The following is a 13,020-nucleotide window of genomic DNA, read 5'->3' on the forward strand; positions in this document are numbered from 1 at the left end:
TTATACCTTAGATTTTGTTTGAATATTATTTAACGTTCTTAAAATTTGCAATGGATTTTCATCTTTTAATTCCACCGGCAATAACTCATTTGGCCAATTTTGATAACTAAAGGGTCGCACCCAACGGTAAACAGCATGAATTCCAACTGCAGTAAATCTGGAATCAGAAGAAGCTGGATAAGGACCTCCGTGAATCATTGATGGACAAACTTCAACTCCGGTAGGAACGCCATTAAAAATCAAACGTCCGACCCTGTTTTGCATTCCTTCGATTAGTTCATTATGGTCTTCCAGTTCTTTTGGCTCTCCGATGATTGTACCTGTTAACTGCCCGTCCAATTGACTTATAATTCTTAGTAACTGTTCTTCATCATCGCATTGTACAAGAATAGAAACTGGTCCAAAAACTTCATGGCCTAACGTTTTATTCTCTAAAAAAGTTTTACCATCAACGGTCAAAATCTTTTGTACTCCGTAATTAGGAGCTACTTCACCTTTATATTCCGCAATTTTAGAAACTCCATTTTGTGCCAACATAGTTGCTGCACCCTCTTCAAAACTATCTTTCATTGAAGCATGTAACATACAAAATGGCGATATCTTTTCAATTGCTTCTGCCAATTCTGATGAAAACTGATTTAACTCAGCTCCTTTTATCCCAATTAATAAACCCGGATTGGTACAAAACTGACCGGCACCAAGAGTAATTGATCCTGCATAAGCAGTGGCCCATTTTTGACTATTTGTTTTTAGCGCTTCTGGCAAAAAGACTACCGGGTTTATACTACCCATTTCGGCAAAAACCGGAATAGGCTCAGGTCGCTGTGAAGCAAGATCGAACAAAGCTCTTCCAGCACGAATACTACCAGTAAAACCAACTGCTTTTACTAACGGATGTTTAACCAAACTTGTTCCAAGCGTTGTTCCGCCACCAACAAGATTAGAGAAAACACCTTCAGGCATATTTGTTTTTTGTGCGGCTTTAAGAATTGCCGAAGCAACCATTTCACCAGTACCAACATGCATCGAATGACTTTTTACAATTACAGGACAACCCGCAGCTAAGGCCGAAGCAGTATCTCCGCCAGCAGTTGAAAATGCAAATGGAAAATTACTGGATCCAAAAACGACAATAGGACCTAATGGAACCAATATTTTTCGTAAATCTTCTTTTGGAGCCGGAAGTCTGTCTGGTAATGCTGTATCAATTGTAGCCTGAACCCAGCTTCCCTCCGCAAGCATTTGGGCAAACGCACGTAACTGACCAACCATTCTGCCGCGTTCTCCTTCTGCTCTTCCCATCGGGAATCCGGATTCGCTACAATACTGAACCAACAAATTATCACCTAAAGCTAAAACTTCATCAGCAATAGCGTTTAAAAAAACAGCTTTTTCAAGACCGGAACAATTTTTATAGGTTCCAAATGCCTGATTAGCTAACGTAACAGCTTCTTCAATTTCTTCGGGAGTAGCTTCTGTAAAAACCCAGGGATTTTCCTTATCTAACTGCGGATTAAACGTTTTGAATGTTTTTTCTCCCGCAGCTTTAAGCGTACTTCCCACATAATTTTTTCCTGTAATCATACTATTTTCTGTTTTTGAATGAATACTTCACAATTCTTAAAAGAAGAAGTTTGCAAAATCAATTCTATTCGTTGACTACTATAAATTTTTATAATCAGGTAATGTTGGTCTTGATTCTAAAGCTTTTGCGATAATATCTAAAACCTTTTCTCTTTCAGAACCACGTAATGGTAATCTTGGGGCACGAACATTTTCTGTTCCAATACCCGTCGCTACTTCCGCAAGTTTGATATTTTGAACCAAAAACGAATTAATATCTAATTCTAATAAAGGTAAAAACCATCTGTATATTTTCAATGCTTCATCGATTTGACCAGCTTTAGCCAATTTGTAAATTGCCACAGTCTCTCTCGGGAAAGCATCAACCAAACCTGAAACCCATCCGTGAGAACCCATCAAAAGACTTTCTAATGCCAAAGTATCAACTCCTGATAATATTTTTAAACGATCTCCAAAACGGTTGATCATTCTTGTTACGTTCGAAATATCTCTTGTCGATTCTTTTACAGCCTGAATATTATCAAATTTTAAAATTTCTTCAAACATATCCAGCGTAACTTCGATTTTATAATCTACCGGATTATTGTAAACCATTATAGGAAGTGATGTATTTTTTGCTACTTCAGAAAAATAAGTTATCGTTTCAAAATCAGAAGCATTATAACGCATTGGAGGCAGCATCATTAAACCTTTTGCTCCATCTTGTTCTGCTTTATTGGCTGCTAAGATTGCGCCCCGTGTAGTTTGTTCTGCAATATTCATTATAACTGGCACCTGATTATTAACCATGCTAACAGTACTTTTTACCAATTCTCTTTTTTCCTCTTCCAAAAGTGTACTGGCTTCTCCCAAAGTACCGCCAAGAATAATTCCTTCAACCCCGGCGTCTAGTTGTGCTTTTAAATTTACCTCAAACATTCTGAAGTCTAATTTATCATCTGCAGTAAATTTTGTCGTTACTGCCGGCATTACGCCTTTCCATTGAATACTCATAATATCGATTTTTATTAAAATCAAAATTATTTATATTGAACAAAGCAAGAGGCTGATAAATTACCTCAAACTAATACTATATTACCCTATATATCCAATTTAAGCAAAAAACAAACTAATATATTGCTATTTTTTTGATCAAATAAAATATATTTGATGTAACTAACCTGAACCAACCATGAAAGTTTTTCCATTTAAAATCCCAAAATCGGGAGAAGATCCCCTTATATATCAAGAAGATAGAGAAATTGTTTTTTACGACAAGCTCCATCAACACGAAGAAATTCAAATCAGTTTTATCGAAAAAGGAGAAGGTGCCGTTTTTGCCGGTGATACCATCTCACATTATCGCGAAGGTGATATACTCGTTATTGGCAGTAATTTGCCCCATGTTTTTAGGAGCGAAGTACATGAAAATGAGTCTTCCGTAATGCTCACGCTGTTTTTTACAACAAACTCGTTTGGGAAAGATTTTTTCTCTCTCACTACTTTCAAAAATATCCATCCTTTTTTAGAGAGCAGTAAAAATGGCTTTATCATTCATAACGCACCAAAAAAAATAACCAAGTCATTTAAAAAACTAAATAAAGCAGATAATTACGAACGCTTTCTTTTGTTTTTAGGAATTATAAAGTGGCTTTCAAATAATGATAAGGAGCTTTTGTCTAATCATTTATATGATAAAAAAATAACCGATAATGAAGGCAAGAGAATGCAGACGGTTTTTGAACACGTTATGACTAACTTTCAGAAAAACATCAATTTAGATGAAATTGCATCCATCGCTAATATGACTAAAAATGCCTTTTGCCGGTATTTTAAAGTCCGGACGAACAAATCTTTTTTTCAGTTTTTAATTGAAGTCAGAATTGAACATGCTTCAAAATTATTGGCCAATAATAGTGAACTTTCTGTTCTGGAAATTGCCGAGTTGTGCGGTTTTAATAATATTTCCAATTTCAACAGGAAATTTAAAGAATTAAAACAAAAATCTCCATTACAATACCGAAAGCTCAATTTGTAAAGCTATTTTATTTAACCGCAAAGAGCGCAAAGTACAAAAGCGCAAAGTTCGCAAAGCTTATATAAAACTTGCGAACTTTGCGTAAACCTTAGCGCCCTTTGCGGTTAAAAAAACTTTATTCAATTGAAAGCCTTGTCATAATTGGATAATGATCCGAGTTTTCGAAATCAGAAAAACTTTCAAATTGTTTAACTTTCATTTTACTGTCTGCAAAAATATAGTCAATTCGTGCAGGGTAATAACGGAATTTATACGTGGCTCCAAAACCTCCGCCAGCTTCTTCAAAAGTATCTTTTAGTTTTCCTTTTATATTTCGATATACATAGGAGAACGGACTGTTATTCATATCCCCACAAATAATAATTGGATTTTTACATTGCTTAATATTCTCTTTAAATATTTCAGCCTGCTCTTGCTGCTGCCTAAATCCTTTACTAATTCTGGTATAAATTAATTGTGATTTTTGCTGATTTACATTATCAATATCATTAGAGATTTTATCGACATCCGGTGAAATTTTGATAGATTGCAAATGCATATTATAAACCCGAATTACATCTTTACCTCGTTTTATATCCGCATAGATCACATTGTTATCTGAATTTGGAAAGATGATATTTCCTTCATACAAGATTGGGAATTTAGAAAAAATAGCCTGACCTGTTTTTATCTGATTTCCATCAATAAAAATATAACGGTGCGGATATACTTTTAAATCCAGATGTGCCGAATTCGAATATTCCTGAATGCACAAAATATCAGGGTCTTTTTCGTCGATAAAAGTTTTAATGTTGGATGGAATATCATCCCGATCCAGCCATTTAAAAACATTAAAAAGACGCACATTATAGCTCATTACAGAGAAATCTTTTTCGTCTTTGACATACTCTTTTGCCGAAAATTTGTAAAACTTACTGATAAAGGTAATTCCCGTCAAGAGAACCAAACCAGATAATATAAGGCGTTTTTTAAACTGAATAGCCCAATAAATAAAGAAGAATGCGTTCAGCACAAAAAAGGCAGGCATAAACAGCGTAAGCACCGATAAAAGCGGAAAGCTCTTAGGTGCTAGGAAAGGTAAAATATAGACGCTAAATGTAAGCACAGTTAACACTATATTCAAAAAGAACATTATCTTATTAAACCACGAAAGGTTTTTCATATTTTGTTGCTAAAAGGATTATTTTCCAGCTTTAAATAAAAACTCTTTTTCTTCTTTTGTCAGACAATCATAACCAGACTGGCTAATCTTATCCAAAATTTCATCAATTTGCTGCTGCGTTTTGTCTTTCGTAACAATTCTTGATGTCGATTTTTCTGTAGGTTTTTGATAATTTTTATGAACTTTTTTGAATGGGGTCGAAGGGGATTTTTTAAATAGATTTGCGAAGAAATCAAGTGTTCTGGAAATTACAATACTCAAATCAGATCCGTTTTGAAGCAATTTGATGTAAATAAATCCGAATAAAGCGCCAGCTAAATGCGAAATATGGCCTCCCATATTTTCCAAACGAAGCTGCATTAAATCCAAAATTAAAATGACAGCCGTAATGTGCCACAATTTTACATTTCCGATTAATAACAAACGAACATTCATTAACGGCTGATAGGTCGTTGCTGCCACTAAAATAGCCATAATTGCTGCAGAAGCGCCAACTATGGATCCTGCATAATCTAAAAAATAATAACTTAATGCAAAAACAACTCCTGCAAAAATGGCACTTAAGATATATAATCCTAAATATTGTTTTTGAGTAAAAAAGGTTAGAAATAACTGGCTTGAAAAATTTAAAACCATCATATTAAACAACAAATGCAAAAATGATGCATGAAAAAAGGCATAGGTTAAAAATGTCCAGGGTCTAAATAAAAATACAGTAGGATCTGAAGATAATTCTAACCAATTTGGATAAGCGAATGCTCCTGTAAAATTCGGCCAGAAAAAAACCAATGAAATCAGGAAACAGGCAATGTTCCAGTAAATAACACGCAGCGCGATTCCTCCTATTTTATATTGTAGTTTTAAATCATCTAAAATATTCATAAAGTTTCCTTTGTTTTTTAGTTTCCGATATTAAAGTTAAAAATTAATTCCAACGATTACTATTAAACTGATTTTTTTTCCAGTACCACATCATAAAATATCCAACAATAGCTCCCCCAATGTGCGCAAAATGAGCAACTCCTGTTCCTCCACTTCCAAACAAAGAATCTCCTTTGAAGCCTAAGAATAAATCTATCGCTAAAATTCCCGGAACAAAATATTTAGCCTTTATTGGAATTGGAATAAACATTAAAGCTAATTCAGCATTTGGAAACATAAAAGCAAATGCAACTAAAAGTCCATAAACAGCACCTGAAGCACCTACCATAGGTACTTGATTAATTACTGAAGCGTCAAATAAGGCTTTGAATCCTTCATCATTTAGAGTACTCAATTTTCCTGCATCTTGTAATATTGGTTTGATTCCATCTAAAAATAAATCGGATCTAAAATTCATTCCATCACTAAAATTTACATTTAAAATTTGATGTAATGTATTATCAGATAATCCTAAATATTGTACTGGCTCCAAAGCATTCTGAAATTGCAAATAATTAACTCCTATTTGCAATAATGCTGCTCCTAAACCACAAGAAATATAAAAGAATATAAATTTCTTTCCACCCCAAAAGTGCTCTAAAGCAGAACCAAACGAAACCATTGCAAACATATTAAAAGCAATATGCATAATATTTCCATGCATAAACATATGTGTCAAAAGTTGCCATAGCTTAAAAAAATCACTCTCTGGAAAAAAGAGAGCAAAATATTGTTCAGATACTGGTACCATCCAGGAACCAATAAAAAAGATAATATTGATTATTAATAGTTGTTTTACAACTGGAGTCATGTTCATCATACGGCAAACTTTTTATCTATATCTTCAACACGCATTGTGATGAAAGTAGGTTTTTGAAAAGGTGAAATATTGGGATCTTTGCAGGCAAACAATCCGTTTACCAAATTATCTTGTTCTTTTTCGGTTAAATAAGATCCCGTTTTAACCGCTAAACTTTTAGCCATCGATTTGGCAATAGTATCATTCTGACTGTAACTACTCGCTGGAATTCCGTCTTGCAAATCAGTTAATAATTGTTCGATTACTAAGGAAACTTCACTTTCTGTAATATTCACAGGAATTCCAGAAATAACAATATGATCAGTCTGTGCTTCTTCAAAAACAAAACCTGTTGTTTCTAATGAAGGTTTCAATTCTTCAATCAATGTCATTTCATCTGAAGAATAAAACAAATTCAACGGAAATAACAATTGTTGACTTGAAGCCTGATTCATGGTCATATTCAGTAAAAATTGTTCGTACAAAATACGTTGGTGTGCACGTTGCTGATCAACGATAACCATTCCGGATTTTATAGGAGAAACAATATATTTTTTATGAATTTGATAGGTCTTTTGAGGTGCCGTTTCTACCTCATCATCATTAAATAAAGATGAAGTTACTTCTTCATTTTCAAAAGTAAAAGGCGAGCTTTCGATACTTTCTGTATCCAAACCTACGTACAAACTTTCCCAACTTGTGGTTGGTTCTACTCTTTTCGAATATCCGGAATAAGATGAACCTGAAGACGAAGACGAACCTGAACTGTAACCAGAAGCAGATCCCGAAGAACCCGATTTTGTATAATGCTGATTCGTTTTATCATCTGTAAACGGATTAAAAGTACCATCAACCTGAATTGTAGGTGTTTCGGCCTCTAAATCTTTATAATGGTATGGAGTATCTAAATTGGCATCACGATCAAAATCTAAAACCGGAGCCACATTAAACTGCCCTAAACTGTGTTTTATCGAAGCTCTTAAAATAGCATATAAAGCTTGTTCATCATCAAACTTAATTTCTGTTTTAGTCGGATGAATGTTGATATCTATCGTATTTGGCGGAACTTGCAGATATAAGAAATAACTTGGCTGTGAACCATCTTTTAAAAGCCCGTCGTATGCCGCCATTACTGCGTGATGCAGATAACCGCTTTTAATGAAACGATCGTTTACAAAAAAGAATTGTTCTCCTCTGTTTTTCTTGGCAAATTCAGGTTTACAAACAAACCCCTGAACATTGATAATCTCCGTATCTTCGTTAACCGGAACTAATTTCTCATTGGTTTTTCCGGAGAAAATTCCAACAACACGCTGACGATATCCTGCTGCAGGCAAATTGTACATTTCACTTCCATTATGATAAAAAGTAAAATGAATATTAGGATGTGCCAAAGCTACACGTTGAAACTCATCCATAACATGACGAAATTCAACCGTATCCGATTTTAAGAAGTTACGGCGGGCAGGAATATTAAAAAAAAGATTTTTAACTGCAAATGAAGTTCCTTTTGGTAAAACTGCTACTTCCTGAGAAACGAATTTACTTCCTTCAATTACAATATGTGTTCCTAATTCTTCCTGGTCTTGTTTGGTTTTCATTTCCATATGGGCAATTGCCGCAATAGAAGCCAAAGCTTCTCCTCGGAAACCTTTAGTGCACAATGAAAACAAATCTTCTGCCTGACGAATTTTTGAAGTGGCGTGACGTTCAAAGCACAAACGCGCATCAGTCACGCTCATTCCTTTACCGTTATCAATAACCTGTACTAATGATTTTCCGGCATCTTTAATAATTAATTTAATGTCGGTTGCATCAGCATCAACAGCATTTTCTAAAAGCTCTTTTACAACTGAAGCTGGTCTTTGAACCACTTCTCCAGCAGCAATTTGATTAGCAACGTGATCAGGAAGTAATTGAATTATACTCGACATTTAAAATTTTAGATTGTAGATTAAAGATTTGAGATTTTTGATTTGAAATCTAAATCAAGGTGTACAAATTTAATGAATTTCTGTTGGCTTTTTAAACTTAAGCTCTCATAAAAAAAACAAAAACCACAATCCTCTATAAAACAGAAAGATTGTATTTAATCAACAATGAATTTAATTAATTTTTGCGATTTCATCTAAGGTGTAAACTTTATATTCTATACCTATTTCTTTTGCATTTTCTTCTACAGTAGTGGTAAAACCGGCCTTTTTTCGGCGTTTATTAACTTTTTCAGGATTTTGTATTGGCGATATATAATCAAAGAATTCCTTTTTCCCTGTTTTCTTGTTTGTTATTTCCTTTCCTTGTCCTTGTGTTCCATAAATCTGCTCCTTTCCTTGCTGAACCAAAGAGCGGTCCAGCATCATCGCATATTTTGTAAATAGAATTTCTTCTTTTTCGGCTGCTTCTTTTATCAAAGGCAAATATTTTGCTATTTCTGAACTATGCTGAATAACATAAAAGGCAGACTCATTAGTAGGCTCACCTACCAAACTTTTCCCCGGATAACCATAAATTGAAATAATTTTTTCAACCTTAATTAAATTAATAGAATCTTGTGCATTCATAACTTTCCATATCCGCTTTCTAAAAGTAGGATCGTTTTCATGACCAATTTCTTTTAAAATTTCTTTTTTACGATCTTCAGTAGTATCAAAATTTATATATTCTCTTAAAATCTGATCTGATTTCATAATTGAATCTAATTCGATTTTCAAATCCTTATTAATACCATTCTGAGAAAACCCAACACAGGAAAGAAAAATAAAACCAATAAGAAGTAATTGTTTTTTCATAGAAATATAATTTACAGATTATTTCAAATGTAATATATTTCCTAACCAACTTATACTTAACAAATTCCCAAAAAAAGCATAAAAAAACCTATACTATTTTTCACAGTATAGGCTTTGTATTTCTAAAACAATTGTGTTTTATTCGTTCTCGATTTTTATTGGTGTTTCTTCTAGCTGAAGTGCTCCTGAAGTCAATAAAGGCTGGTTAAAAGGATGTGACATTGAAGCCTGTTGACGAATATATGCCATCTTAATTGCTGCAATTGCCGCTTCGGTTCCTTTATTTCCGTGAACTCCTCCGCTTCTATCGATTGATTGTTGCATGTTATTATCTGTCAAAACACAAAAAATAACCGGAATATCAGTTTGAACATTCAAATCTTTAATTCCTTGGGTAACACCTTCGCATACAAAATCAAAATGTTTTGTTTCTCCCTGGATTACACATCCAATTACAATAACTGCATCTACGTTCTGTGTTTGCAACATTTTCTTTGCACCATAAATCAACTCAAAACTCCCTGGAACATTCCAACGAATAATTTGCTGTACTGGTACATCGCAATCAACTAAGGCATCAAAAGCGCCATTGTAAAGTCCTTCTGTAATGGTTTCGTTCCATTCAGAAACAACAATCCCAAATCGAAAGTCTTTCGCATTTGGGATCGTGTTTTTATCGTATTCTGATAAATTTTTATTTTCGGTAGCCATCTGTACTATTTTAGATTTTTGATTTCAGAATTTAGATTCTTAATTACAAATCTACAATCTTAAATCTAAAGTCTAAAATTTTTATTGTGCTAATCCAATCAATACATCAACAGAAGCTGCTTCTGGAGTTGCATCGAAGTTTTCTTTAATATCAGTTAAATATTTCAAAGCATCTTCTTTTTGACCTAAAGCCAAAGCAGTTTTACCAGCTTTTAATAAGAAACGAGGCGTTGTAAAATCATTTTTATTAGATTCAGCCGCTTTTACATAATACTCTAAAGCCTCTTTTTGTTGATTCTTTTGAGAATAAGCATCTCCGATAGCACCTTTTGCCAAAGCACTTAAAATCAAATCTTCAGATTTAAAGTTACCTAGGTATTTAATAGCGTCATCAAATTTACCTGTATTCAAATATGCCATACCAGCATAGTAATTTGCTAAGTTTCCAGCATCAGTACCAGAATATTCGTCAGCAATTTTCACGAATCCGAATTTACCTTCAGAACCATTCAAAGCTAATTTATATAATGAATCGCTTGCAACACCATCAGTTGCTTTTTGGAAGTTTTGTTGAGCAACAAACATTTCGTTTGCAGCCTCATCTTGTTTAGGAGCTTCGATAAATTTTTGGTAAGCCAAATATCCAATAGTAGCAACTGCAATACCAGCAACTAAACCAATAATGATTTTTTGATTTTTAGCAACCCAATCCTCAGTTCTTGAAGCAGTTTCATCTAATTTAGAAAAAACACCAGCTGTTGTGCTGTCTTTTTCATCAATGATTACCTGTGTTTCTTCATTTACTTCTTTAACTTCCTTCTCCTTTGGTGCTTTATATCCTCTTTTATTGTAAGTAGCCATTTAAAATTAATTTAGTGAACGGCAAAAATAAAATTTTTATTGAAACTGAGGTAAAAAAAATCAATTTTATCACTATTTTAAAAAAAATATTTTTTCAAACGCTAAGTCGTTTCTCCTCAGCACTAAAATAATTCATCTTGAAACACGCCAAAAGCCTTTTATATCAATAATTTTCGATAATTTGCACCCTCAAATTTTTGCTGTTCTAAAACATCAGATTTTACCTTAGAGTTTCTTAAAAAATGCATTTAAACAAAATTTCTTTATTCAATTATAAAAATTTCGCCGAAGTCAGTTTCGATTTTGACCTCAAGATTAATTGTTTTGTCGGCAAAAACGGAATTGGCAAGACTAATGTGCTCGATGCAATCTATCATTTAGCATACGGAAAAAGCTATTTTAATCCGTTAGCGGTTCAAAATATCAAACACGGGGAAGAGTTTTTTGTTATTGATGCCGAGATAGTGAAAAATGAAAGAACAGAACAAATTGTCTGCAGTTTAAAAAAAGGACAAAAGAAGGTTTTAAAAAGAAACGGAAAAGCTTATGATAAATTCTCAGATCATATCGGATTTATTCCGTTGGTAATAATTTCACCTGCAGATCGCGATTTAATTGTGGAAGGAAGTGAGACACGTCGTAAATTTATGGACAGCGTTATCTCGCAATTAGACTCCACTTACCTGCATCAGCTTATTCAGTATCAAAAAGTAATTGTGCAGCGAAATGCGCTTTTGAAGTATTTTGCCCTGAATCATACTTTTGATAACGATACCTTATCTATATATAATGAGCAGTTAAATAGTTTTGGACAATCTATTTTCGAAAAGCGAAAAGATTTTCTGGAACAATTTATACCTATATTTAATGTACATCATCAGGCCATCACAGGTTCTGAAGAAACCGTACAATTGGTTTATGAAAGTCATCTGTACGAAAAAGACCTCCTAACTCTTTTACAGGAAAACATAAATAAAGACCGTGCGCTTCATTATACAAGTGTCGGAATACATAAAGACGATTTGTCTTTTGAAATCGATTCTTATCCTATAAAAAAATTCGGATCTCAAGGTCAGCAAAAATCTTTTTTGATTGCTTTGAAATTGGCTCAATTTGAATTTTTAAAGAAACAAAGCGGTGTAAAACCTCTTTTATTATTTGATGATATTTTTGATAAACTAGACGAAACCCGTGTTTCCAAAATCATCGAAATGGTAAACAGCGAAACTTTCGGGCAGCTTTTTATTTCAGATACACATCCGGAACGTACCGAAGCAATTGTAAAATCGACTCATCAGAGTTATAAGATATTTAATTTATAAATTTTGTTTCAGGTTTCAAGTTTCAAGTTTCCAAGCATGACGTTTGAAACTGCAAGCCTCATCCCTAAAATTGAATTTACCATTCTTTTATAAATTCAAAAATGAAAAATCATTACTTTAGCAATACTTTATTTTTTAAAATTCAACATCATGAAATTCCCCAAAATTTTATTAATTATAGTTTCAATTCTATTATTCTCTTGCAACGACCAAAAAGCAAAACCTTTTGAATCGATTGCACCGAAAGAATTTGCAGAAAAAATCAAAACAACTGAAAATCCACAAATTTTAGATGTTAGAACTCCGGAAGAATTCGGATCTGAACATATTGATAATGCTGTAAATGTAAATTGGAACGGTGATGATTTTGCAACAAAAGCCGAATCTTACGATAAATCAAAACCTGTTTTTGTGTACTGCTTAAGTGGGGGAAGAAGCAAAAAAGCAGCCGCAAAACTTCAGGAACTTGGTTTTACGACAATTTATGAATTAGACGGCGGCTTCTTAAACTGGAGTGAAGCAGGATTATCGAATCCGTCGACTGCTCAGATTGGAATGACGATGAATGATTTCAACGATTTATTAAATACAGACAAAAAAGTTTTAGTTGATTTTTATGCCGAATGGTGCGGACCTTGCAAACAAATGGAGCCGTTCCTTTTGAAAATGCAAAAGGACATGGCAGATAAAGTTGTCATCATCCGAATTGATGTAGATAAAAACAAATCTTTAGCAGAAACAATGAAAATCACTCAGCTTCCAACTATTTTAATCTACGAAAACAAAGCCGTACAAAAGAAGCTAATAGGCCTGACAACAGAAGAAAATTTAAAAGAACAACTGCAATAAAAACC

Annotated in this window: 12 protein-coding genes; 3 read left to right on the forward strand and 9 right to left on the reverse strand. The window is 33.6% G+C overall.

Translation table 11 applies throughout. The features are described 5' to 3' along the window. On the reverse strand, positions 1-1,584 hold the full coding sequence (locus IRZ99_RS09800) for an aldehyde dehydrogenase (NADP(+)) (protein ID WP_194657114.1): 1,584 nt from the start codon (positions 1,582-1,584) through the stop codon (positions 1-3). Between the two features lie 78 nt (positions 1,585-1,662). Then, positions 1,663-2,577, reverse strand: a complete 915-nt coding sequence (locus tag IRZ99_RS09805) for a dihydrodipicolinate synthase family protein (protein ID WP_194657115.1) — start codon at positions 2,575-2,577, stop codon at positions 1,663-1,665. Between the two features lie 178 nt (positions 2,578-2,755). Between IRZ99_RS09805 and IRZ99_RS09810 the strand changes: the two genes are divergently transcribed. Further along, a complete protein-coding gene (locus IRZ99_RS09810; protein ID WP_194657116.1) occupies positions 2,756-3,601 on the forward strand; it encodes an AraC family transcriptional regulator in 846 nt (281 codons plus the stop codon). 115 nt (positions 3,602-3,716) lie between these two features. Here IRZ99_RS09810 and IRZ99_RS09815 read toward each other — a convergent pair whose 3' ends face one another. The 7 genes from IRZ99_RS09815 to IRZ99_RS09845 form a co-directional block, all read right to left on the reverse strand. Next, positions 3,717-4,763, reverse strand: a complete 1,047-nt coding sequence (locus IRZ99_RS09815; protein ID WP_194657117.1) for an endonuclease/exonuclease/phosphatase family protein — start codon at positions 4,761-4,763, stop codon at positions 3,717-3,719. An 18-nt stretch (positions 4,764-4,781) separates the two neighbouring features. Continuing rightward, the gene (locus tag IRZ99_RS09820) at positions 4,782-5,645 is read right to left on the reverse strand and encodes a rhomboid family intramembrane serine protease (RefSeq protein WP_194657118.1); all 864 of its coding nucleotides are present in this window, start codon (positions 5,643-5,645) and stop codon (positions 4,782-4,784) included. A 43-nt stretch (positions 5,646-5,688) separates the two neighbouring features. Further along, positions 5,689-6,504 (reverse strand): rhomboid family intramembrane serine protease, encoded by an 816-nt coding sequence (locus IRZ99_RS09825; protein WP_194657119.1) that lies wholly within the window; start codon positions 6,502-6,504, stop codon positions 5,689-5,691. Next, complete coding sequence (mutL, locus tag IRZ99_RS09830) at positions 6,501-8,417, reverse strand: DNA mismatch repair endonuclease MutL (RefSeq protein WP_194657121.1); 1,917 nt, start codon at positions 8,415-8,417, stop codon at positions 6,501-6,503. Before mutL ends, IRZ99_RS09825 begins: the two co-directional genes overlap by 4 nt. 171 nt (positions 8,418-8,588) lie before the next feature. Then, complete coding sequence (locus IRZ99_RS09835) at positions 8,589-9,272, reverse strand: DUF6624 domain-containing protein (RefSeq protein WP_194657122.1); 684 nt, start codon at positions 9,270-9,272, stop codon at positions 8,589-8,591. Positions 9,273-9,410: 138 nt separating this feature from the next. Beyond that, the gene (gene ribH, locus IRZ99_RS09840; RefSeq protein ID WP_194657123.1) at positions 9,411-9,983 is read right to left on the reverse strand and encodes a 6,7-dimethyl-8-ribityllumazine synthase; all 573 of its coding nucleotides are present in this window, start codon (positions 9,981-9,983) and stop codon (positions 9,411-9,413) included. Positions 9,984-10,064: 81 nt separating this feature from the next. After that, positions 10,065-10,844, reverse strand: a complete 780-nt coding sequence (locus IRZ99_RS09845) for a tetratricopeptide repeat protein (RefSeq protein ID WP_194657124.1) — start codon at positions 10,842-10,844, stop codon at positions 10,065-10,067. A 242-nt stretch (positions 10,845-11,086) separates the two neighbouring features. On the opposite strand from IRZ99_RS09845, the gene IRZ99_RS09850 reads away from it, so the two are divergent. Both IRZ99_RS09850 and IRZ99_RS09855 read left to right on the forward strand, forming a co-directional pair. After that, the gene (locus tag IRZ99_RS09850; RefSeq protein ID WP_194657125.1) at positions 11,087-12,166 is read left to right on the forward strand and encodes a DNA replication/repair protein RecF; all 1,080 of its coding nucleotides are present in this window, start codon (positions 11,087-11,089) and stop codon (positions 12,164-12,166) included. A 150-nt stretch (positions 12,167-12,316) separates the two neighbouring features. Beyond that, entirely contained in the window at positions 12,317-13,015 is a 699-nt protein-coding gene (locus IRZ99_RS09855; protein WP_194657126.1) for a thioredoxin domain-containing protein, read from the forward strand. Positions 13,016-13,020: the final 5 nt, after the last annotated feature.

Origin of the sequence: Flavobacterium sp. LC2016-12, assembly GCF_015351595.1 — a bacterium.
GTDB lineage: Bacteria > Bacteroidota > Bacteroidia > Flavobacteriales > Flavobacteriaceae > Flavobacterium.